The organism is Granulosicoccus antarcticus IMCC3135 (genome assembly GCF_002215215.1).
Lineage (GTDB): Bacteria > Pseudomonadota > Gammaproteobacteria > Granulosicoccales > Granulosicoccaceae > Granulosicoccus > Granulosicoccus antarcticus.
The window spans coordinates 5,129,399-5,151,415 of the sequence record NZ_CP018632.1; the positions used below are offsets into that span (position 1 = coordinate 5,129,399).

Consider the following 22,017-nt stretch of genomic DNA (forward strand, 5'->3'; position numbering starts at 1 on the left):
CACAAGATCAGGAGCGACGAATACCATCTGCATTCAATGATAACGTTCATCAAGAACTATATGCGCTGCACCGGTCGACAATAAAGGTAAAAGTGCCACTTCTGCTCACAGAGAATGCCGCGAAAGCTTAACTGAAAAAAACGTGAAAACAAAAAGCCTACGCCTAAGTATAGGCTGCAAGCGGCTCTGCCATTGCTACTTGCCATTTCATTTTCTATTACAGAGGTAGCCCGCTGCAGCGAGCTTCGCTCAATCAATGCTGTTTGGTACAGGCAAACAGCAACAAATATTAATGAGCAAATGGCACGAATTACTACCGAATTTTTGTGAATACCCCTCCTCGTGCGAAAGATTACCAAATCTCCAACCTTGACAAGACACGGAATAGCCCAGCTCCTTAAATGAAGATAGTCTGACTACATCCACTTCATCAATCCGCTTCCTCGCTATTACTGCCTATCCAAATTCTCTAGCGGCAGATCGATTGGCGTGTCCTCATGAGTACGGATAGCACCAGTGATAGCTCCTCATTAATTGTTTCGACAAGAGCCATCCTTTGTGAATAAATTGTTTAACAGACTGTAAATCCACAAACCAAGTTAACTGAATTAATTGCACAAAACCGTATAACCGACATTCCGAAGCCATTTTCGACACTTTTTCGAGTTATTTCGTCGAAGTTAGCGACAAATTGGCTCGCTGCAAGTGATTTTTCAAAAAGTTTGACTAAACTTATGACTGTGCATCATATGTCGAGTGAGCCTCATGTCCATTGCCGAACCCTGCGTCCACAGTGACACTTCAATTCAAAGTGAAAACATTGACCACTTGGGGATAGTTGCCGCTGTTGCTCGGGATCTCAATATCGCCGGTCGTATTAACGATGCGCTAAAACCCGCCGACTCTCAGCGTGCGATCGATGCAGGTACTTGCGTGGTGGCTATGATTATTAATGGGCTCGGATTTACCCAAAGGCAACTTTATCTGACGCCTCAATATTTTGAAAACAAACCGGTGGGCAAACTACTGGGTAAAGGCGTGAAAGCCTCAATGTTGACCGATCATGCACTGGGACGTGCATTGGATGATATTGCCGAGTACGGTGCAACGGAGTTATTTGCCAAGGTGTCGTTTCAAATCGCCATGGAACATAATCTAATGGGACAGCTAAACCATCTGGATAGTACTTCACTGAGCGTCCACGGTCGCTTTGAGGAGGCAGAGGATGATGTACCGTTGCTAACCTACGGTTATTCAAAAGATCACCGTCCTGATCTGAAGCAAGTTGTCATGTCATTGATCGTGAATGGTCCTGCCCAAATGCCGCTGTGGATGGAAGCGCTGGATGGCAATAGTTCTGACAAAACCAGTTTTCATGAAACGATTGCGACAGTCAACGAATTTACCGCCCAATTAGAACTGGGAATACCTTGCAAATGGGTGGCGGATTCGGCTTTGTACAATAAGGATAATCTACTCGGTAGCGATTATTTGTGGCTAACGCGCGTACCGGAAACGATCAAGGAGGCCAAAGTGTTAGTCAGCGCAGAGGATCAAACAGTTGACTGGAAAACACAGGATAATGGCTATAAAACGTGCAGTTATCGATCCAGCTATGGTGATTGTGAACAACGGTGGATGTTGGTTTATTCCCCAAAAGCACATCATCGGGAATCGGCAACATTTGAAAGAAAATTAGCCAAGCAAGCAGGGGAATTGGATAAAGAATTACGACGCCTTCAAAAAAGGCGATTCAATTGCCAGGACGATGCCCAGAAGGCTCTGAGCGAGATCAGCAAACCACTACTTCGATATTTCACGGTTGATGTCACAATAGAGCCAATAAGACGCTATGTGTCCAAGGGACGACCTGGCGCAAACTCAGAAACCAAGCTGGTTGGGTATCAGGTCCAGGGGCATGCAAAGAGAAATGAGGCTGCCATTGAGAAGGCGCTCAATTCCAAGGGGCGATTTATTCTCGGCACCAATGATCTTGACGAAAAGGCCTATCCTGATGAACAATTGTTAAGAGGTAACTTATGTGGACTCCCCCTGTGTCAACAACAAAATTGCATAAATGAAGAAATAGATGCGTACTTATGTACGAGCTCTCGATTGAGTAGCGAACTCAGGCTCTGTGATATTTACGCGGGACGTGTTTTCAATTCTACTCAACGAGCTCAAGGCTCTTCGTTACTAACTGAGTTAACACGCTGATTTTTATCTTCGTTTTTGCATCTTCATCGTTGGAACGCTTTTTAGACGGCGACAGGATCCGCCTTATATTCGGTACCTTGTGTGAGCATGGCAAATGCCGTCCTCACGTTTTTGTTGGCCAGAGCAACCGCCGCGATTTTCTTGCCTCGTCGCGCGACCAGCTGCTGTATCCACACCTCTTTACTGGTGACCGCTGTTCTTTTGCACACCTGTGCAACGACTGCCATCGCTCCGGTAATAAGCTGGCTCCGCAACAAGCTGTTTTTCACATACCTGCCGATTGAGCCGAGCTTTACCTTGCCTCCCGATGTGTGCTGTATCGGAGTCAATCCGATGCATGCCGAGGCATCCTTACCTTTGCAAAACGAACCCAGGTCCGCGCAGCCCAGTGCTATATACAGGTTCACGGCATTGATTACTCCCACCCCTTCCAGCTTGAGCAGCCGCTTGCAATCTTCATGCTGCTCAACTAATTCCTCCAGGCACCCATCGTATATAGCTATGGATTTGATGATGCTCAGGTGGTGTTGCCAGGCGGTATGCAACGCCTCTCTAAAAGCTGCCGAGAATTCATTCTCCGCATCTTCAAGCACAGATTCTATTACCCCTCCCAATCCACCATTTCTCGCGCTAACACGAATATTAAACTCTAATAATAGTGCTTTTAGCTGATTGCCAGAAGCGGTCTTTTGTTTCACAGATAACTCCCTTAAGCGCAAAATGGTTTGCAACTGCTGTTGCTCAATAGTCTTTCCCTTGATGAAACTTATGTCCGGCAACATGGATGCCTGGACAATCGCCAATGCATCATTCTTATCTGTTTTCTGGTTCTGTCTGATCTTGGATACCAGATCTGCTGATATCAAATGTGCAGCATGGCCAGCCTCCGTGGCCTTCTGTTTCCAGTAATTTGATGTGCCGCAAGCTTCAAATACTACCGTCGTGCTGGAGCTCGTAAATAGCCATTCAAGAAATTCGTGGTGTGTCATTTCGGTGTTCGATTGCACTTTCTTGCTCGCGTAAACACACACTTGAATAACATCTTTTGCCAAATCAACACCAACAATAGTATTCTTCATGCTGGACTCCATTAATGTGAATTGTGTCGGAACGATTACATTAACCCACTTCCTAGAGGAGGTGGGGGAGTCCAATTATCTACTCAGCCCACTGATGCGATAGCTGGATTGAAGGCCTGACCTTGGAAGCTTTCACGCAGGGAATCAAGTACATTGCGGCCCTGTTTTTTCGCTGTAGAAATATAGCCACGAATCCGGCAAAAGATGTCAGCGCCTTGCTCGGAGCGAAAGCAGCCCGATCTCTTTAGTTTGGCCTTGATCATCCTCACATCACGCTCGGCCAAATTATTATCAAATGGCAGCGTCAGATCATAGAGAAACGCCAGCGTTTCAGCCTTGTATCTGAATAGTCGATCATGCAGGTTCTTCACCTTATGTTGTTTGGCTCGCCCCCGCTTCTTTGTCGTTGATATTGGCACCACCGGCAGTTCGGCGCGCCCCTCGCGCAGTATCCGACTGTAGCGTCGATCGTAGTGGTTGATGCGAGACTCATCGAGCATTAAGACTCCCTTGGCCCGGGCCTCATCGGCCTCTTTCTTGGCATCCAGCAGGCAGGTGATCAACTTCTCGGCCCAGCTCTGTTGATGCTGCTCATGAGCATGGATCAGCTCACGCAGAAAGTGGGCGCCACACAGCACATGAAGGATGGCGAAGCGGAAATAGCTGGCCCAGCAGTCATGTACCGCGTATCCCTTGAATCCGTCAAGTATGCCCATCTCCATCATCGCCTCATGCCCACGTTTGACGTGCCGACGGTAATAGGTTGCGTGCTCGGTGGCGGCCACATGCAGCCACTGCAGCTGCTTGCCCACGCGCAGACCGCTTTCGTCAAAGTGGGCCACCCTGCTGTCAATGACCATGTCTTTGACCCAGGAATCGAATTGCGCCAGATGATGGTAGGCACGGGTCAGAATATTATTCACAGTCCCTTCGCTAAGATGAATCTGGAACAGGTCCGCCATCGCCTCTTTGAGTCGTGCATAGGGCAGCATCTGATACTGACTCAGATAGATCACTACACCCTGAACCTCGGTGCCGTAGTAACCGGTCATCTAGAGGCGTCCTTCCGCACGGAGCATTGCCTCGCTACTCTGACAGCCTCACCAACACCAAGAGGCAATCGAGATGGCAACACGGCGCAACCAGGCTCAATGGCAGAAACTGATAGAGCAACAAGCTCGTAGTGGGCTAAGTGCGGCAGCCTTTTGTCGCCATGAGGATATCGGCTACCCCAGTTTTATGGCGTGGCGTAATCGACTTCGGGTGCCTGAGCGCGAGACGATTCCACAGCCTGTACCGGAGAGGTTTATTGAACTGACGCCGGCCTTGCACGAAAGCAATGAGAAGTTTCCAGGCATGCCTGCCAATGCCACGCCGACTAGCTCAACTTTCTGCGTCGAGCTATCACTCGGTGATGGTATCAATCTGCGTATCAGCCGGAGCTAACAATGCTCAACCCTCATGGCAATGTGCGCGTCTGGTTGTGCACCACTGCCACCGATATGCGAAAGTCCTACAATGGACTCTCTGCCATGGTCAAACGCGACCTGGGTGCCAACCCTTTGTCAGGCGAGATGTTCGTGTTCGTGAATCGCAAGAAAACGCAGATGAAAATCCTGTACTTCGATGGTGATGGTTACGCCGTGTGGTGCAAGCGGCTTGAACAAGGCACGTTTGTTACTCCCGATGCGACATCGATCAAGAAGCCTATGAGCTACGGCGAATTGCAGTGTCTGCTGTACGGTATTGATTGGCAGAATGCCAAACGCTTCAAGCGCTTTTCCCTGTCCGACTCAAAGGTTGCTTGAATATGTCAGAGGCCAGGCACTCAGTGGTATCAGTGAAGCTGTCAATACACTACTATACAAGGCATAAATGCATTCACGGAGATTCTCGCACTGCAACTGTAGGGTATAATCAATATCATGGTTGATACCAACACATCACAGACTCATTCCGATCCTTACCAGGATCAGTCTCGCGAAGAATTGTTGGTGACGGTCAACAAGCTTGCACAGGAGCTCAATCAATCCAATCATCAGCTGAACTGGTTCAAACGACAGCTGTTTGGCGAGAAGAGCGAAAAGCGCTTTATCGACAGCCCGAATCAGTTGAGCTTTGGTATCGGTATTTTGGGTGCATTGCCAGACGAGGATACTCGCCCCGAACAGACGATCAATTACACACGCAAGAAAGGTCCGAAGCAACGTCCGGAAGACTGTGTCACCGACAGCGGCCTTCGTTTCGATGCCTCAGTGCCGCTCAAGACCATCCGGCTCACACCGCATGAGATCGAAGGCCTGGATGAAGACCAGTACGAGATCATCGACATTGATAAAACCTACCGCCTGGCGCAACGTCCAGCCAGTAGCGTTGTGCTGTGTTATGAACGACCGGTGGTCAAGCTCAAACAGAACGGTTCATTGTGCCGGGCTCTGGTACCGGTCGGTGTTATCGAGCGCAGTGTAGTTGATGTCTCCTTTATTGGCGGCATGCTGGTGGACAAGTTCGAATACCATATTCCGCTGTACCGTCAGCACCAGAGGCTGGGCCATGCCGGTATCACACTGTCGCGCACAACATTAACCAATGTGGCCAAGAAATCTATCGAGCTGTTGCGTCCCATCGTGGCTGCGCAGCTTGTATCTGTACTGGAGAGTCAAACGTTGGCCATGGACGAGACGCCCGTTAAGGCGGGGCCCAGCAAGAAACGCCCGGGAAAGATGCAGCAAGGCTACTTCTGGCCAATGTACGGCGACAAGGACGAGCTATGTTTTCCCTTTGCCGCCAGCCGGGGCATGAAAGTCATCGAAGAGCTGCTCGGTGTGCATTTCTCGGGCACTCTGATTGCCGACGGTTACGCAGCCTACGCTGCCTGGGTGAAGGGCAATTCGCAGGTCACGTTGGCACAGTGCTGGACGCATTCAAGACGCCAGTTCGTTGAGGCGCGTGATGGAGAAGAACAGCCGGTGGATCAGGCACTAGAGATCATAGGCAGGCTTTATCGGATCGAGGCAGATGCTCGTGAGGCGGCATTGCAGGATGAGGCATTACGCACCCATCGTCTGACGCATGCCAAGCCGGTAGTCGACGAACTGTATGCGTGGCGTCGGTGGCAATGCACACGGCAGGATCTTCTGCCAAGCGATCCGTTCACCTTGGCGTTGAAATACATTGGTGAGCGTGAGCCCGCCTTGCGCGTATTCCTGGCAGATCCGCAAGTTCCACTGGATACGAATCACGTAGAGCGTGGTCTGCGATGTATTCCCATGGGAAAGAAAAATTGGCTCTTCTGTTGGACAGAGCTAGGGGCAGAACACGTTGGATTGATCCAGAGCCTGATTGCAACCTGTCGTCTACAAGGCATCAACCCGTACACCTATCTGGTAGACGTGCTGCAGCGAGTCAGTATTCATCCGGCAAGTCGGGTGGAAGAGCTCACGCCACGATTGTGGAAGGAGCACTTTGCAGATAATCCGTGAGCTTCCGGCAGCCCAGTAAAATTTCACCCTGATTGTCTGGTTCACTGTGTCTCCACCAGCAACCGATTCTTTGGAGACAGTCGATGAACGCAGCCGTAGTTGATTTCAAACCTTCACTGAGAAGCGCTCAGCACGCTTTCGAACAATGGCGCAGCAGCCGGACACGACGTGGACCGACACCGATGGCATTGCGCCACTGTGCGGTGGCGTTGCTTGAGCAACACTGTGCCTTCCATGTTTGTCGGGCATTGCGCATTAACGCCAATGCACTCAAACAATGGTCTGGTACGCAGCCTGCACCCCATAGTACTTCCCCGGAGTGTCCTGTTGATGCCGAGCATCCAGCTGGCTTCGTTCGGTTACCCCACGTTGAAAAGGCTTTGGTTGAGCCGGCTCCGCCAATCACTGAAAGTCTGATCATCGAGCTACCTAACAAGGCCGTGATTCATATCCATCGTGCATTCACGCTCGACGAGGTGTTCCAGGCGGCCGCCCGGGTTGGCGGCAACACGAGGGCCTGCTGATGATTCTGCTTACCCATCAAAGCCCGATACTGCTTGGGGTGGCTCCTTCGGATTTCAGGCGCGGAATTGACGGCTTCGTTGCTCAGTGCCGGAACACGCTGGAACAAGATCCAAGTGATGGAACGATTTTCGTGTTTATCAATCGCGCAAGGACCATGATTAGAGCCTTGAGTTATGACGGTACTGGCTATTGGCTGATGACGAAAAGACTCTCGCGTGGCAAGTTCACCGGCTGGCCTACTGGCCATGAAGCCCTGTCACCGGCCAGTGCCCGGCAACTGCGCTTGTTGCTCAGCGGCGAGTGGTTCTCAGCGGGTCAACCCACGTCAGAACCCGGTGATTGTCATGCAACGCCCCTTGCGTCTTCACAGGTATCCGCTATGCTTTGTCCCACTCCCGCAACAACACCCCGTGCTCCCCAATCCCCTCGACCATGAGCGTGCAAGCCCCCAAGTCCCCAGCCAAGGGTGAGAAAACCACCGGTTTCATCGACCTGAGCGAGGCCCAGCTCGATGAGCTGATGGCACGCATTACCGAGGCGCGCGAGCATGGCATGGCGCTTAGTGCCGATGACTATGACCTGCTTAGCAGTGCCATGTTGACACTGGCCAGCTTGCAAGAGCGCATCAGTCACAACGATCTCACCATTGTGAAGTTGCGAAAGCTGCTGGGCATGATTAATCCGTCCGAGCAGTTGAAAAACCATCCCGGTAAGAAGAAAAGCAACGGTGCCGATGGCAACACGAAAGCCGATGCTGACGGACAGCCCGACACAGCACGCCCGCGTACCGGCACCGACAAGAAGGACAGGCGCAAGAAGAAGGACAAGAAGCCTGCCATCAAACCCACGGTCCATCATCATGGCATCGAGGGCTTGAACAAGGGTGATGGTTGCCCCAGTTGTCAGGCTGGCAAGGTGTACAAGTACCATCCAGCCCAGTTGCTGCGCATTGTCGGGCACTCGCCCTTCAGTGCCGAGCAGCATGTGAGCGACCAATTAAGATGCTCGGCCTGTCATGAAATTTTTACTGCCGAACTGCCACCTGAGGTGCGTGCCGATGGACGGCCCGATCAGATGTATGGCTACTCGGCCTGCGCCCTGATGGCGATCTACCGGTACTTTGCCGCTACCCCGTTCTACCGCCAGGAGACACTGCAAGGGTTGCTCGGCTCACACCTGAGCGCCTCCACGATCTTCGATCAGTGCCAGAAGCTGGCCGATCACTTGACGCCGGTGTTTGTGGCCATGATATCGATGGCAGCCAACGCTGAGTTGTTCTATCTGGATGACACGACGCACCGAATTCTGATTAAACAGGCAGCACCCAAGGGGCGCGAACACCGCTCAGGGGTTTACAGCTCGGCCTGTCTGGCTATTTTGCCAAAAGAGGGAAATAGTGCAACCACGGATCCTCCGACACTAATGCCGGCACAACGATTGGTGCTGTATCAAACCAGCGTGGGTCACGCTGGCGAATGGTTCGATGAGATTCTGGGTAAACGAGAATCCGGATTGCCGGTGCCCATTCTGATGAGCGATGCCTTGAGCTCCAATCACGTGACTGACAAGGACTTTGTGGTCTCACTTTGTAACTCGCATGGTCGAAGGGGCTTTGCCGAGCTGGCCTTGCAATGCCCCGAGGAGAGCCTGTTTGCACTGGAGCTTTACGCCGGAATATGGGTCAACGACGATCATTGCAAAGAACAGGTGTTCGATCCCCAGCAGCGCCAGGCCTATCATCACGCGCATTCACTTCCATTGATGGCTCAGATCAGACAGTGGTGCCAGGCACAGACCGTAGAGGGTGGTCCGGTGGAGCCAAACAGCAATCTGGGCCGTGCCATGGCGTACTTTGATCGACACTACGACGGATTGTGTGCTTTCTGCCATACCCCCGGGGCGGCATTGGATAACAACGAGTGCGAAAGAATCATCAAGTTGATGGTCAGAGGCCGCAAGAATTCTCAATTCTTTAAGACAGAGAACGGCGCGCAAGTCTCAGACACCATCACCTCGATACTGGCCACCTGTATGGAGTCAAATGTCGATGCCTTAGCCTACTTGATAGCGGTACAGAGAAATCAGCTAGCCGTGCGTGCCGCCCCGCAGAACTGGATGCCCTGGAACTACCCCAGCCAGCAAAAGTGATTCTGACGTAGCACAGTTGAGCCTCGAATTTTACTGGGCTGCCGGAAGCTCACGATAATCCGCTGAGATCGGACATCTACGACTCCGGCTGAACCCCGCAGAAAGTCAAAAGCTACCCGCAATCGAATCCATGATGCTTATCCGGCAGAGTCGTCGTGCGCTGAATGATCGTATCTGGCGAGGCTCAATTGCGCTTGCCGTACCAGAATACTCGCAAGAAGGCTATACGCCCTCAAATGACCGCTTACCTTGGATGCACTCATGCCGTGGAATATGAAATAAGGGAAGGTTAAAACGCCCGATACCCTGGTTCTTTGGCGCTTACGATCAATACGCTGTACAGGCTCGAGCGCCAGATGAAGGAACAGGCGCTCAACGACGAACAGCGTAAAGTCTTTCGACAGCTGCATGCCGTGCCACAACTGGACGCCTTGCATGAGTGGTTGCAGGACAATGTCTCGACGGTGCCCCGCAAATCTCTGACCGGCAAGGCTATCCGCTACACGCTCAACCAGTGGGACAAGCTGATCGTCTACTGCGAGCATGGGCAACTGCACATCAGCAATGTGCTGGCAGAGAATGCCATACGACCCTACGTGATTGGGCGCAAGGCCTTCCTGTTCTGTAACACACCTGGAGGGGCAAATGCATGTGCCACCTTTTATACCCTGGTGGAGAGTGCCAAGGCCAACAGCTTGGACCCTTACGGCTACGTGCTGCATTTGTGCAGACACATTGCCACAGCGCAGACGGTCGAAGACATCGAAGCCTTGCTGCCCTGGAACGTCAAAGCGCAACTGCCGTAGCCAGCAGGTAGTCAGCAAGGCTTGTTGAGTCTGCTGCCGCAGTGCCTGCAACCGTCACACGCTATGAATCCCTTTTACCTGGTTGGCGCTGGAGGGCAATGAAATCGATAGTGAGCATCGGGTTCTGGCTCTTTCTGATAGTACGCACAGGGTCGCGCGCGCGAGACCGCTAGTCAATAACGCTGATTTAAGGACGCTTACGATAATTCCATGGCATCCATTTCTCGTGAGCTTCCGGCAGTAGCGCTCAAAATTTTGACATTTATCTGATTAACTTGTTCTCTAGGTCATGGCCAACCGCACCGGAGAAATTCATGGGTCATTCCCACCGTAACCGCTCGAAGTAAAACTATTGCTCCAGTATCCAGAGGGCGTGGCAAAGCGGTCTCAATGACTGAAATCGTTGGTCTCGATCAAGGAAATGCGCTATCGGAGCTACTTGCCAAGATAATTAACGTTCGGCCTACAAATTTTTAATAATCTGGGTGGGCGTTCCGACGGCAAGTACATTCTTTGGAATATTGCGAATAACTGTTGCTCCGGCACCGATCACGGTATTTTTTCCTATATGTATATTATTTATGACAGAAGACCCGACACCAATCCAGCAGCCATCTCCAACAGTAACTGTGCCTGCTAGTGTCGTCCCCGGGCTGAGGTGCACCGCATTGCCTAAAAGACAGTCATGATCTACGCTAGTGCAGGTGTTGATGATGCATGCGTTGCCAATATTGGTGCCCGAGTTTATGACTACTCCTGCCATTACAACCGTCCCCACTCCGATATGGGTGTGTTGGCTTATAGTGGCTGAAGGATGGATAACCTTGGTAATTTTCCAGCCAGCTTCGCTGAATCGTTCTTGTAAGGTATATCTACGCTGGTTACTTCCAATAGCAATTATGACTTGGCTGGTGTTCTCGGGTTTTTGTTCCAGTAAGTTGTGGATAGTTCCTGTAATGGACCAGGTTCCGCTCGTTTTCAGTTCTGGCCATGCGTCATCATATAGATTGATTAAGTCCCATTCTCCAGATTCTGTGGCCGAGTCGGCTATAACTCTTGCGTGGCCCCCTGCGCCAATAATCAACAAAGTTTTTTGCATCTAACTTGTAGCTCGGGTAAGAATATCGGGGATTTGTGTTGGTTAAAGTCTTTTTTCTGCTTTTTTAAAAGCACTGATTTGTGGGGAATAAATTCACTCCAAAAATGAGTGAGTTTATTGAATATTCATAAGTAGACATAATACGGTAGTGTTTTTATTGGTAATGCAAGGCTGTTCTTATAGTCGAGCGTCAACGGACTCTTTGGGAAGAATACTTTTTATGTCATAGAGTACATTTTCGGGCTTGCCAAGTTTACGAATTTCTTTGCTTCCTAGAGTGATGAATTGATGGTGTGCAACGGCTAGAATAATTGCGTCGTAGCTTGCTTTTGCGGGTGACTCTATCGGCGTGATGCCATACTCGCGTTGTGCTTCACTGGCATCCACCCATGGGTCATAAACATCAACATTTGCATGATAATGCTCAAGTTCTTCGACGATGTCAACGACTCGAGTATTGCGCAGGTCAGGGCAGTTTTCCTTAAACGCCAGTCCCAGAATCAGAATGTTGGCTCCAACTACGTGGATGCGTCGACGTGTTAGCATTTTCACAACACGTTCGGCTACGTATGCGCCCATGCCGTCGTTGATCTGCCTCCCAGAGAGGATAACCTGAGGGTGGTAGCCTATCTCCTGTGCCTTATGCGTTAGGTAATAAGGATCGACGCTAATGCAATGACCGCCTACGAGGCCTGGGCGAAAATTCAGAAAATTCCATTTGGTACCAGCAGCTTCAAGGACTTCTAGTGTATCTATGTCTAGGCGGTCGAAAATCAGGGCCAGTTCGTTAATAAGGGCAATATTGAGATCGCGCTGTGTATTTTCGATTACCTTGGCTGCTTCTGCGACCTTGATAGAGCCTGCCTTGTGTGTTCCTGCGGTAATGATGCGACGGTACAGGCCATCTACGGCATCGGCGACTTCAGGCGTTGAGCCAGAGGTGACTTTCATGATCGTGCTGACACGATGTTCTTTATCACCAGGGTTGATTCTCTCCGGGCTATAACCTGCAAAAAAATCGGTATTAAAAGTCATGCCAGATACGCGCTCCAGAATGGGAACACAAACTTCTTCCGTAGCGCCTGGGTAGACGGTGGATTCGTAAACAACCACGCTTCCCTTCTGCATGACTTTGCCAATGGATTCGCTGGCACGTATAAGCGGTGTGAGGTCAGGTTGCTTGTGCTTGTTGATAGGGGTCGGTACAGTGACGATAAAAACTTTACATTTGGCTAGATCGTCAAGAGAGCTGGTGTAAGAGAGTAGAGGAGAGCCCTGCATTTCTTCTGCAGAGACCTCTAAAGTGCGGTCATGCCCGTTCTGCAATTCTTCAATACGTGCAGTGTGTATGTCGAAGCCGATAGTTTTAGTGTTTTTACCAAACTCTACAGCCAGAGGAAGCCCTACATACCCCAAGCCAATTACTGCAATCGTATCTTTGTCACTGATTTGAAACATTTAGCGTTCCTGATTTGCTGCAGCTAATGCTGCTCGCAGTGGGTTTTAAAGCGCATTATACTGACTTGCGCGTTGAAGGTTTACAATCCGACAAGTAGATCACTGATGTGGTCAAGTAAAATTGGACACTTTTCTACATTGCACCGACATTCCGAAGCCATTTTCGACACTTTTTCGAGTTATTTCTCCGACGTTAGCGACAAATTGGCTCGCTGCAAGTGATTTTTCAAAAAGTTTGACTAAACTTATGACTGTGCATCATATGTCGAGTGAGCCTCATGTCCATTGCCGAACAGCAATTCCCGGTCTAACCCTCAATTCGTATAGGTATGGCTGACTCTTTGTTTACAGGCGCGCGGATCCTTTCCGCTGAATTGTCGGAATTAACTGTGCGCTTATGAGGTTGCTTTCTGAATGTCCAAGTTGAGTGTGCCGATGGTTTGGGGTGAATAGGATATATTCAACCAGACGTGGGGTCAGGCAGATCCATACGAAAGGCACTCGGATTAGCCAACGCTCTCATCAGCGATTCCCAGTTTTTAATATCGAATGTGAAAAACAGGGCTCGCAGCTTTTCCCATAGAACAATTCTCGCATGGTAGGTCCCACGGGCCGCCTGGAACAGGCGACAAGCCAACTCCTGAATCTCATCAATCAGAAAGGCCAGCAGCATCAATCCACCCAGTGTACTGCACAGATACTGCTTTCCATGACCGTAGGAATGTTCCAGGTTGTAGCCCTTGTTCTTTATGACGTTGAATAGCTCGTTTTCCACCTTCCAACGCGTACGTCCTGCGCGCGCAATCTCATAAGCGTTGTCGGCGCTGAGCGGCAAGTTCGTCACCCAGGCAAAGATGGTTTACTTGCCCTTCTTGTCAAACTCCCAATACTCGATGAAATTAACTCGTAAATCTGGGTGAGTACCATTCAACCCGATATCGTTGGTGAATCGAAATCCACAACTTAAACCTTTCTCATTCAGATCATCCGGTGCTGACTCTATGCACTCGGAGCGGTTGAGCCGCTCGGCTACCTCCTCGAACAACGCCGCACTGCTGCCCGGCTTCGCGCCGATGATAAAATCCATCTTGTGGCGTAGCAGTTCCTGGATATGCGGCCCATTGGCAGCCAGCGCGTCTTCGAGTACAACGAACTTGCGATCCGGGTATTGTTGCTTGATGCTATTCAGCAGACGTTTACCCGCGTTGCGTTCACAATCGTTCTTTGTGTTGCCGTCACGCAGCGTAATGGGTTCGAAGTCCAGTGGCAGTGCACGCTTGAGTTGCGGATGCACGATGGCGGCAGCCAGGAGCTGGTGATAGAACTCGTCGCCACTTTTGCGCTTTTTCACGCAGCAGTGTTTGCAGCGGATTTTGCTGGAAGCAAACAGGCCAGTGCCATCCATCGAGAGCAAAATTTTGTCATCGTTCCAGGCAAATTTCTTGAGCACATTGCCGCGCTGCAGGGCGCTATGCAAAGCGCGGAAAGCGGGTCGCAGTGCAGACGGATCGACTGGATCCAGAATGTCACGCATCTGACTATCACTCGGCGCCTGAGCGACGCCGAAGAGCGTTCTCAGATTGTGTTGCACGGTTCCTGCATCGGCTCGCACCTCGGTATCAAATTGCAATAGCGAGCTGTACTTGAGGCTGAACACGGCCAAGGCAGAGCTTAAGGTGTCACTCATGGTGAATTTCACACTCCCCGCTTGGCGAATGTCGGGAACGTTGTCGAAAGCCCCACGGACTTTGCTCAGCAGGCCCTCCATCGACAAATCCTTGCGTGGTTGTGGAGCGGGAGCAGCCATTGGGAGATTCCGGTAAGAAGCGATTGACCGGATAAGAATAGGCTACGAGGAGCTAAACACCAGTTGTGCGCTATCTTATTGATTCTATTGGAGTCTCAAATCGACCGGGAATTGCTGGGCCACTGCTGACACTGTGTGATGGTGTTGGATCAATACGGAATATCACCACCACTTCCTCCTTGTAGATCTCAACTCGTTTGACTAGTGCTCGGATGGTATCGCGTTTGGTGATGAAGTCCGTAGTCGATAGATTCACGTTGATGGTTTTAGCAAATTCCTCCAAGTGGTTGATAACCAGAAACAGCTCACGCTGTGCGGATTGGGACTGATCCCCTTGCTCGATTTGCTCTTCGATTTCCGTGATACGTGCCTTTATCTGTTTGATCTTGGGCTCAAAATCCTGTTGATCTATGACATCACTGGCATAGCTGTCAATCAGGCGTGACGCACCCTTTTTCAATTGTGCTTTCTGCTGTTTCAGCGCCGTGATGTCGTGCCTCTCATGCTCCTTTTTCTCCAGAACATTCAAGCGCCGTTCGTACTCTTTTTTCAGCCTCTCAGGGTTCTCCAGTGCATTGATCACCTCGGCCCACACCAACTCATCCAGCGTCTGAGTTCGCACCTGAGAATTGTCACAAATTCTTTGACCACCAAAGCGATAGGCATCCGTTCCGATACAACGATAGTAGGCATATTGAAACTTTCCTTTAGCGGTTGATGGGCTGACTCTTTTGCCGTAGTAGGCGTAGTGACAATGCCCACATACCGTCAATCCTTGCAATAAATGTTTAGCCCCACGCTCTCCAACTCGTGCTCGCTTTCGGTTCTCGTCCAGTTGAGCTTGTACCGCCTCGTACAACGGCTGACTTACGATCGGCGGAACAGGAATCTCGATCCAATCCTTACGTTGCACTCGGTGCGTTGAGTGCGGCTTCTTGGGTGTCTCGGCACTGTGCTTCTGGGGTCGTACCCTCGGCATTAATGCACCGGCCTTGGTCTTTCCAAAAGCGGCTTTGCCCATGTACGCCGGATTCTGCAGCATGCTCCAGACAACACTACGATCCCAGTGGCTTTTTCCTGTTTTTGTAGGGATATTCGCTTCACCAAGACGCCGGCATACCGCTCCAATACTGAGTCTGTCGACCCCTATCCAGTTGAATATCTGACGTACTGTTTTCGCCTGCTCAAGATCAATCACATACTGGGCAGGTTTACCGTCGAGTTGCTTGCGTGTATAGCGATAACCGTAGGGTGCTCCAGAGAGTACGTTAACGCTGCCCACACGAGCGCGGTGAAGCTTCCCTCGACGATGACGCTCGATGATCTTAGCTCTCTCGTACTCGGCAAACATCCCTTGCATCTGCAATAACATTTCCTCTTCGGGTGAGGTGCCAACCTTGTGGTTTAGAAAGTTGACGACAACCCCTGCGCTGGCAAACTCCTCCATGAGCAAAGCCTGGTGGGCATACTTGCGCGAGAGTCGATCCGGGGAATGAATATACAGGTGATCAACGGCTCCGATAGAAATCGCATCACGCAACCTCTCCAATTCCGGACGGATCAGCGTAGCGCCACTCACTCCCGCATCACTGAAAACCATGTCATCGATAAGCTGCCCGCCGTCGCTGACAATCCTCTCTTTCAGCGCCTGGATCTGGCTATCGATGGTGCAATCCTTGGCCTGCTTTGGCGATGAGACTCGTGCGTAGAGTGCGCAGATGTTTTGATGGCTCATTGCGGGCTCCTGGAAGGTCTCAGAATGTCAGGATCGGCTTGTTGGTCCGGCTCGGCCTCATCCGTGTTGAGTGGTGTAGAGAGGCTCACAGCCACTGTGGGGCTGAATCTCTGGTAGGCCTGCTGCAAACAATCGTGGGAGAAGCGGTTGGGTTCGAACTCGACCCTGACAGTCAGCACCTGGCGTCGTTTGCGCTTGGTCATGACGTTGCCCCTGTAGTCCTGGAGATCGACGGATCAATGGCTACAAACAGCTCAATGTGCGCTTCTGTATTGCCTTTGAAATGACCGCTGAGACACGCTCTGCCAATGCGGATACCCCAGTGTACGCCGGTTTTTGCTCTTTTGTTGGTAGCGTAAGGACGCCTCCCTGCGCGACTCCTTCGCTGGCCGCACAGAAAAGTCCGGCGTCTACGTGCCCCGCTTTGATGAACCTCCACAACAGGGACATGAAACGAGTGTCCCGAATACGTTTGCGGACAGATTTCATCAAGAGCCTATGATGCACTGTATCAAAGTAACTGGCGAGGTCTCCCTCTATAACCCACCGGCCACTTGTGTCAGCATTGTCCGTTAGCTGCAATTTCACAGTACGGATAGCATGGTGAACACTTCGTTCCGGTCGGAACCCGTATGAGAGACTGTGAAAATCATTCTCCCAGATAGGATCCATGGCCATTAGCATCGCCCGTTGCACAATCCGATCGCGCAACGTCGCGATGCCCAGTGGTCGTCGTTTGCCATTAGCCTTCGGGATATAGATCCTTCGTGCTGGGGCAGGTAGGTACTTCTCTGAGAGCAGATCCTCACGGATGTGCTCCAGAAAGTCAGGAAGTACATCTGGCCCCAGATGCTGCTTGGTCATGCCGTCCACGCCAGGCGTTTTAGAGCCAGATGATGACAGCGTGATTCTAGCCGCTTCTGTAAGCCAGTCGTGCTCTGCAATCAGGCGCAACAACCGATCAACTCGTCGAGTCGAATCCGTTGCTGTCCATGTAGCGAGTTTGCGTTGTAGGTCACCGATTATCAAAGGTCTTCACCTCACTGGGTCGATTAATGTAAAACACAAACATGCTTGAACTGCTTCCCTTTGCCATGTAGTGGGCTTTCCCCACCTCGGACTACTACGGAAGCTCCGCCACTCGGCAGGGCATCAGGGTCGTGCCCCCTTGGCATCCCATACCGAGCTTCCCTGGTTTGCTTGACTGGACTCAACATGTAGGGTCGGCTGTCCATCGCACTCTTTGTCCTTGCTTTCCGCAAGTCGGCAGGAAGCTGTGCTGCAATGTGTGTAGCAGACACAACACCGTGAGCGGCCAAATAACTTGGCCCCGTCATTCGCCTGAACTGAGGCTGGCTGTAGCAGTTCAGAATTCCTGCACGGCGTAACAGATCATTTTCACCGTGGCGACGTTTCAACCCGCAGAGACGAATTAATGGATTCATGTTCTTCAACCTTTCTACACTTAGTCTCGAAAGTCATCTTGGCGTCATGATCTTTGCCTCAACCCCCTTTGTCAGCGGACTACATCACCCGATGGGCACACCACCGGTCACTGCCGCTCAGACTCATCCTCGTTACACTCGAAGAGGCTGACATCGAGGGCTATCCTAGTTTTCAATGCCAACATTCCAGTCAAACTCGTGATCCTGTTTGAGCATCCTGCTCGCCTCGGATTCCAGGCGTACGCCAGCTGACATCCCAACACCAGCACTGGTTAGGGTCTGTGCAAATATTAATATTCAAATTATAAGAATATCTGCTACGCTCAGCACATGAGCAGAGAAGAATTGTCGCGCAAGCGTCTCGTAGATAAAATTGGTTTGAAATATTCGCAAATCCTTCTCTCACTCGACGAACGAGGCCGGCGCGAATGGGCTGCCACCGAGGCGATGGCATTGGGTCACGGCGGCATCACGATCGTTCACGAAGCAAGCGCCCTATCGATGCCTACTATACGTAGCGGCATCGCCGAGCTGATGGAGCGCAACGGCGGCGCGATTGAGTCTCCGCGTCGAGTTCGTCGTCCGGGTGCCGGACGCCCCTCGAAACTTGCCGAAGACCCCGAACTGCTCGGTGCTCTGGAGTCGCTTGTGGAGCCGGGCACACGCGGCGATCCACAGTCGCCGCTGCGTTGGACGACCAAGAGCGTGCGGGTGCTCGCAAACGAGCTTGGCGCGGCAGGGCATTCAGTGAGTTTCCGGAGCGTGTCGACGCTGCTCAAACAGTTGGGCTACTCTTTGCAAGGCAACGCAAAAACGATCGAAGGAGCTCAGCATCCAGACCGCAACGCGCAATTTCTATATATCGCCAAACAGAGCAAGCGACACATAAAGGCTGCACAGCCTGCGCTGTCGGTAGACACGAAAAAGAAGGAGCTTGTCGGAGCCTTCAAGAACGGCGGCCAAGAATATCGCCCCAAAGGTGAGCCGGAGAAGGTCAAGACCCACGATTTCAAGGGTGAGCTTGGCAGGGTGGCTCCGTACGGCGTTTACGACATCGCGGACAACGACGCCTGGGTGAACGTCGGGATCAGTGCGGACACGGCCGAGTTTGCGGTGCAAAGCATCCGCCGCTGGTGGCAGACATCCGGCAAGGCACGTTACGGATCGGCGCGCGAGATTTTTATCACCGCCGACTGCGGGGGCAGTAACGGTTACCGCAGCCGGCTCTGGAAGCTTGAACTTCAGGGGCTCAGTGACGAGCTGGGTCGATCAATCAGCGTCAGCCACTTTCCGCCGGGCACGAGCAAATGGAATCGAATCGAGCACCGACTCTTCAGCTTTATCACCATGAACTGGCGCGGCAAGCCGTTGTACGATTATCGCACGGTAATCGAGCTGATCGGAGCGACGAAGACAGAACAAGGACTAGAAGTACGCTGTGAGCTTGACACAAACACCTACGAGAAAGGGCGCAAGGTAACGGACGAAGAAATGGAGTCAATCAACCTGCACCCCCACAAATTCCATGGCGAGTGGAACTACACGATAAAACCACGGGAATAATGCAACTCTGTGTAATTGAATAGTTATTTATGCACAGGCCCTTAGGCCCGGTCGTACGATATTCCTCCGGCTTGGATCTCTTCTGACGAGGCTTTGCACGCCCGCGATCATGCTGACGGTTTGCATGACGCAGAAAGCGATAGAAGCTTGATTCACTGCCATAATACAACCCTTGATCTGCCAGTGTTGGTACGATCTGACTCGGTGGCAAACTCTGGAACTGGGGCAGGTCGCACGTCAGATAGATCCTTTCACGTTCGAACTCGCTGAACTTGTTGCTTGGCACGGGCCGCTCGGCCATTGCTCGGCGATCGCAAATCACTTGCCCATCGTGCTGCCATCGCCGGTAGGTGGCTGGGTGGATCTCCACTGTCTGACAAGACTCGTTCAAGCGAGCACCAGCGGCACGAGCCTCATCAATCAGGGTGATAGTCTTCTGACGTTGCTCGAGACTCACTTCCCGTCCTCGGGCTCCTCGAACAACGCATTGAACTTTTTTCGCAAAATCAGCAATGCCGCTGCCTCCGCCAGGGCTTTTTCCTTTCGGACAAGCTCCTTCTCTAGTTCTGCTACCTTCTTGCGATCCGCCTTAGTCGCGCTCTTGAGCTCCTTTTCACTGGCTTGACTCCAATCATTAGCCTGCTCACAAGCGGCGCGCCACTGCGTCAATTGCTCAACAAAGATGCCCTTCTCACGGCAGTAGCCAGCGATCTCAGCCTGGTTCATTGCAGCGGTTTCCATCACCACTGCAAACTTATCCCGCGATGTCCAACCGTTCGGTGTGTTATCCGAATCAGGCATCAGCCTTCCCTGTGCTCTGGCTTCCTTACGCCAGTTGTACAGTGTCGGCTCTGATATGCCTTCTTGCTTTGACAATGCTGTAATCGACATGTTGTCAGGTGGCAACATCTTCTTCAACACTGACTCTTTACCAGCAATTCCCGGCGAACAAGTACCGTAGTTGTATTGTAATGTAAAACTGGTTACCAATTTATTGCAGGCACCGATGGGCCTACCGCGAATTGGCATGAGTGATCAGATGTGGAGGAACGTGCGGTAGGCCTAAAGTTGGTGTGTGGAGTGTGGGCAGTAAGATGAGCCGACCTATGTTGGCCGATCAGAAGGTATCTCGAAGGCAAAGTCGCCTGGCTTATGCCAAAAACGCATGAACCCCTCCCATTCGGAGGCTTTGACGGTGGTAAAGGCGGCGCGCAGGCGTTCCCACAGGTTCCGGCGTGATTTGTGATGTATGCGGATTTCGCCGAAAACCCGGCAGAAGCTCTCCTGGACCTGATCGATCAGAAAAGCCAGGAACATCAATCCACCGAGCACACTGGAGAGGTACTGCTTTCCGTGGCCGTAGGAATGCCCCATGTGATAGCCCTGGTTCTTGGCTGCGTTGAATGTCTCATTCTCGATCTTCCATCGCGCGCGTCCGGCGCGCATGATCTGCTCGGCGTTCTCAGGGGTGATCTGCAGGCTGCTGATCCACTGCCAGTTATGCTCCTTGCCCTGTCGATCAATCTCGTAGTACTCCAGACAATTGACCAGCAGCTCAGTGTGAGTGTTGTTCAAGGGAACTTGCTCGCAGATGCGATAACCACGAAGCAGGCCCGTCTTCTCATCCACTGTTTCCCACGCCTGCAACTCCCCTTGCTTCATGCGCTGATCCAGCGTCTCGAAAAGTGCGGCGTTAGAGCCGGGTTTGGCAACGATGATAAAGTCCATCCGGTGTTCGATCAATGTCTTTAAGTGCGGCCCGTTAGCAGCCAGTGCATCTTCGATCACAATGAAACCACGCTTGGGGTACTGAGCGGCAAGACTGGCAATCAGGCGCTTACCCGCATTGCGTTCGCAGTCATTCTTGTTCGAGCCATCGGCACGAGTGATAGGCTCGAAATCCAGTGGCAGCACCGTGCTGCGTTCGGGATGAACGATCACGGCACCGAGCATCTGATGGTAGAACTCTGATCCTTCATCAGACTTCTGGTTGCGTTTGGGCTTTTTCACGCAGCAGTGCTTGCAGCTGATGCGAGTGGATGAGAAAGTGCCTGTGCCGTCTATCGAGAGCAACAATTTGCCGTTGAACAACTGGAAGTCCTTGAGCGAGTTGCTGCGCTGCAGGCCACTGTGAATGGCACGAAAGGCGCCTCGCAACTCGCTCGGATTGACCGGATCGAGAATCGCGCGCATCTGAGAATCACAGGGGACTTGGCTCAACCCGAACAAGGTGCGCAGATTGTGGTTCGAGACAGGCTCGCTGGAACGGGCATGCTGATCGAACATCAATAAGGAGGGGTACTTGAGTGAAAAGATCGCCAGTCCAGCCATCAGCGAATCGGACATCGAATACTGGACACTGGCCTGCCTGCGCTTATCATTGACTTTGTCAAAGGCGGTGCGAACAGTGGTCAACAAACCGGGCATTGAAACGTCCGGGCGGAAACGAGCAAACGGGGCTGCCATGGGCTACAACTCAACATCATCAACAAACAGATGTGAAAAGCGTAGTCGGCAGATTACGAAAAGCTAGTAGCCAAGGTCCGCTACAACGTTGATCTGGCGAGGTTTGTCAACTCGCCGGGAACTGCTGACTCTTTACGTTCTTGGGAGTATCCCATCATTGACCTCTGTCTCGCCCTCTCTATAGTAT

The 22,017-nt window shown here is 51.7% G+C and carries 20 protein-coding genes; 9 read left to right on the forward strand and 11 right to left on the reverse strand.

The window, feature by feature from the left end; genetic code table 11:
• The first annotated feature begins 765 nt into the window (after positions 1-765).
• Entirely contained in the window at positions 766-2,217 is a 1,452-nt protein-coding gene (locus IMCC3135_RS22250) for an IS1634 family transposase (RefSeq protein ID WP_088919597.1), read from the forward strand.
• 41 nt (positions 2,218-2,258) lie between these two features.
• Here IMCC3135_RS22250 and IMCC3135_RS22255 read toward each other — a convergent pair whose 3' ends face one another.
• Both IMCC3135_RS22255 and tnpC (IMCC3135_RS22260) read right to left on the reverse strand, forming a co-directional pair.
• Entirely contained in the window at positions 2,259-3,296 is a 1,038-nt protein-coding gene (locus IMCC3135_RS22255; RefSeq protein WP_088921977.1) for an IS110 family RNA-guided transposase, read from the reverse strand.
• An 83-nt stretch (positions 3,297-3,379) separates the two neighbouring features.
• Positions 3,380-4,348, reverse strand: a complete 969-nt coding sequence (tnpC, locus tag IMCC3135_RS22260) for an IS66 family transposase (RefSeq protein WP_088919598.1) — start codon at positions 4,346-4,348, stop codon at positions 3,380-3,382.
• Positions 4,349-4,421: 73 nt separating this feature from the next.
• Here tnpC (IMCC3135_RS22260) and tnpA point away from each other — a divergent pair, with 73 nt between their 5' ends.
• The 7 genes from tnpA to IMCC3135_RS22295 all read left to right on the forward strand — a co-directional run bounded on the left by tnpA (position 4,422) and on the right by IMCC3135_RS22295 (position 10,257).
• Positions 4,422-4,742 (forward strand): IS66 family insertion sequence element accessory protein TnpA, encoded by a 321-nt coding sequence (gene tnpA / locus IMCC3135_RS22265; RefSeq protein WP_088919599.1) that lies wholly within the window; start codon positions 4,422-4,424, stop codon positions 4,740-4,742.
• Positions 4,743-4,744: 2 nt separating this feature from the next.
• Positions 4,745-5,104, forward strand: coding sequence for an IS66 family insertion sequence element accessory protein TnpB (tnpB, locus tag IMCC3135_RS22270; protein ID WP_088919600.1), 360 nt, complete (start codon positions 4,745-4,747; stop codon positions 5,102-5,104).
• 117 nt (positions 5,105-5,221) lie between these two features.
• On the forward strand, positions 5,222-6,778 hold the full coding sequence (gene tnpC / locus IMCC3135_RS22275) for an IS66 family transposase (protein ID WP_088919601.1): 1,557 nt from the start codon (positions 5,222-5,224) through the stop codon (positions 6,776-6,778).
• A gap of 83 nt (positions 6,779-6,861) precedes the next feature.
• A complete protein-coding gene (locus IMCC3135_RS22280; protein ID WP_088915919.1) occupies positions 6,862-7,302 on the forward strand; it encodes a hypothetical protein in 441 nt (146 codons plus the stop codon).
• Positions 7,302-7,739, forward strand: coding sequence for an IS66 family insertion sequence element accessory protein TnpB (gene tnpB / locus IMCC3135_RS22285; RefSeq protein ID WP_088915918.1), 438 nt, complete (start codon positions 7,302-7,304; stop codon positions 7,737-7,739). Before IMCC3135_RS22280 ends, tnpB (IMCC3135_RS22285) begins: the two co-directional genes overlap by 1 nt.
• Positions 7,736-9,451: an IS66 family transposase gene (tnpC, locus tag IMCC3135_RS22290; protein ID WP_088915917.1), complete on the forward strand. Its 1,716-nt coding sequence runs from the start codon at positions 7,736-7,738 to the stop codon at positions 9,449-9,451. The genes tnpB (IMCC3135_RS22285) and tnpC (IMCC3135_RS22290) overlap by 4 nt, the downstream gene beginning before the upstream one ends.
• Before the next feature lie 314 nt (positions 9,452-9,765).
• Positions 9,766-10,257, forward strand: coding sequence for an IS66 family transposase (locus IMCC3135_RS22295; protein WP_157736193.1), 492 nt, complete (start codon positions 9,766-9,768; stop codon positions 10,255-10,257).
• Between the two features lie 463 nt (positions 10,258-10,720).
• Here IMCC3135_RS22295 and IMCC3135_RS22300 read toward each other — a convergent pair whose 3' ends face one another.
• The 7 genes from IMCC3135_RS22300 to IMCC3135_RS22330 form a co-directional block, all read right to left on the reverse strand.
• Entirely contained in the window at positions 10,721-11,356 is a 636-nt protein-coding gene (locus tag IMCC3135_RS22300) for an acetyltransferase (RefSeq protein WP_088919603.1), read from the reverse strand.
• 177 nt (positions 11,357-11,533) lie between these two features.
• The gene (gene tviB, locus IMCC3135_RS22305; RefSeq protein WP_088919604.1) at positions 11,534-12,814 is read right to left on the reverse strand and encodes a Vi polysaccharide biosynthesis UDP-N-acetylglucosamine C-6 dehydrogenase TviB; all 1,281 of its coding nucleotides are present in this window, start codon (positions 12,812-12,814) and stop codon (positions 11,534-11,536) included.
• Between the two features lie 460 nt (positions 12,815-13,274).
• Positions 13,275-13,649 carry a hypothetical protein gene (locus IMCC3135_RS22310; protein ID WP_157736194.1) on the reverse strand — a complete coding sequence of 125 codons (375 nt, stop codon included), beginning with the start codon at positions 13,647-13,649 and terminating at the stop codon, positions 13,275-13,277.
• Positions 13,650-13,673: 24 nt separating this feature from the next.
• Entirely contained in the window at positions 13,674-14,621 is a 948-nt protein-coding gene (locus tag IMCC3135_RS22315) for a hypothetical protein (RefSeq protein WP_088919606.1), read from the reverse strand.
• A 70-nt stretch (positions 14,622-14,691) separates the two neighbouring features.
• Positions 14,692-16,356, reverse strand: coding sequence for a recombinase family protein (locus tag IMCC3135_RS22320; protein WP_088919607.1), 1,665 nt, complete (start codon positions 16,354-16,356; stop codon positions 14,692-14,694).
• The gene (locus IMCC3135_RS22325) at positions 16,353-16,559 is read right to left on the reverse strand and encodes a hypothetical protein (protein ID WP_088919608.1); all 207 of its coding nucleotides are present in this window, start codon (positions 16,557-16,559) and stop codon (positions 16,353-16,355) included. The genes IMCC3135_RS22320 and IMCC3135_RS22325 overlap by 4 nt, the downstream gene beginning before the upstream one ends.
• A 40-nt stretch (positions 16,560-16,599) precedes the next feature.
• Complete coding sequence (locus tag IMCC3135_RS22330) at positions 16,600-17,385, reverse strand: reverse transcriptase domain-containing protein (RefSeq protein ID WP_088919609.1); 786 nt, start codon at positions 17,383-17,385, stop codon at positions 16,600-16,602.
• Between the two features lie 746 nt (positions 17,386-18,131).
• On the opposite strand from IMCC3135_RS22330, the gene IMCC3135_RS22345 reads away from it, so the two are divergent.
• Positions 18,132-19,364, forward strand: a complete 1,233-nt coding sequence (locus tag IMCC3135_RS22345) for an ISAzo13 family transposase (RefSeq protein WP_169727509.1) — start codon at positions 18,132-18,134, stop codon at positions 19,362-19,364.
• Positions 19,365-19,817: 453 nt separating this feature from the next.
• On the opposite strand, the gene IMCC3135_RS22350 is transcribed toward IMCC3135_RS22345, so the two are convergent.
• Positions 19,818-20,165, reverse strand: coding sequence for a hypothetical protein (locus tag IMCC3135_RS22350; RefSeq protein WP_157736195.1), 348 nt, complete (start codon positions 20,163-20,165; stop codon positions 19,818-19,820).
• 303 nt (positions 20,166-20,468) lie between these two features.
• Positions 20,469-21,830 carry a transposase gene (locus tag IMCC3135_RS22355; RefSeq protein ID WP_088919612.1) on the reverse strand — a complete coding sequence of 454 codons (1,362 nt, stop codon included), beginning with the start codon at positions 21,828-21,830 and terminating at the stop codon, positions 20,469-20,471.
• Positions 21,831-22,017 lie beyond the last annotated feature (187 nt).

Excerpts from the sequence above, each read along its gene's own strand:
- IMCC3135_RS22255 (WP_088921977.1), bottom strand. The coding sequence starts at position 3,296 with ATGAAGAATACTATTGTTGGTGTTGATTTGGCAAAAGATGTTATTCAA.
- IMCC3135_RS22355 (WP_088919612.1), bottom strand. The coding sequence starts at position 21,830 with ATGGCAGCCCCGTTTGCTCGTTTCCGCCCGGACGTTTCAATGCCCGGT.
- IMCC3135_RS22345 (WP_169727509.1), top strand. The coding sequence starts at position 18,132 with ATGAGCAGAGAAGAATTGTCGCGCAAGCGTCTCGTAGATAAAATTGGT.
- IMCC3135_RS22300 (WP_088919603.1), bottom strand. The coding sequence starts at position 11,356 with ATGCAAAAAACTTTGTTGATTATTGGCGCAGGGGGCCACGCAAGAGTT.
- tnpA (WP_088919599.1), top strand. The coding sequence starts at position 4,422 with ATGGCAACACGGCGCAACCAGGCTCAATGGCAGAAACTGATAGAGCAA.
- IMCC3135_RS22320 (WP_088919607.1), bottom strand. The coding sequence starts at position 16,356 with ATGAGCCATCAAAACATCTGCGCACTCTACGCACGAGTCTCATCGCCA.
- tnpB (WP_088915918.1), top strand. The coding sequence starts at position 7,302 with ATGATTCTGCTTACCCATCAAAGCCCGATACTGCTTGGGGTGGCTCCT.
- tnpC (WP_088919598.1), bottom strand. The coding sequence starts at position 4,348 with ATGACCGGTTACTACGGCACCGAGGTTCAGGGTGTAGTGATCTATCTG.
- tviB (WP_088919604.1), bottom strand. The coding sequence starts at position 12,814 with ATGTTTCAAATCAGTGACAAAGATACGATTGCAGTAATTGGCTTGGGG.
- IMCC3135_RS22315 (WP_088919606.1), bottom strand. The coding sequence starts at position 14,621 with ATGGCTGCTCCCGCTCCACAACCACGCAAGGATTTGTCGATGGAGGGC.
- IMCC3135_RS22250 (WP_088919597.1), top strand. The coding sequence starts at position 766 with ATGTCCATTGCCGAACCCTGCGTCCACAGTGACACTTCAATTCAAAGT.
- IMCC3135_RS22280 (WP_088915919.1), top strand. The coding sequence starts at position 6,862 with ATGAACGCAGCCGTAGTTGATTTCAAACCTTCACTGAGAAGCGCTCAG.
- tnpB (WP_088919600.1), top strand. The coding sequence starts at position 4,745 with ATGCTCAACCCTCATGGCAATGTGCGCGTCTGGTTGTGCACCACTGCC.
- tnpC (WP_088915917.1), top strand. The coding sequence starts at position 7,736 with ATGAGCGTGCAAGCCCCCAAGTCCCCAGCCAAGGGTGAGAAAACCACC.
- tnpC (WP_088919601.1), top strand. The coding sequence starts at position 5,222 with ATGGTTGATACCAACACATCACAGACTCATTCCGATCCTTACCAGGAT.
- IMCC3135_RS22350 (WP_157736195.1), bottom strand. The coding sequence starts at position 20,165 with ATGCCTGATTCGGATAACACACCGAACGGTTGGACATCGCGGGATAAG.
- IMCC3135_RS22325 (WP_088919608.1), bottom strand. The coding sequence starts at position 16,559 with ATGACCAAGCGCAAACGACGCCAGGTGCTGACTGTCAGGGTCGAGTTC.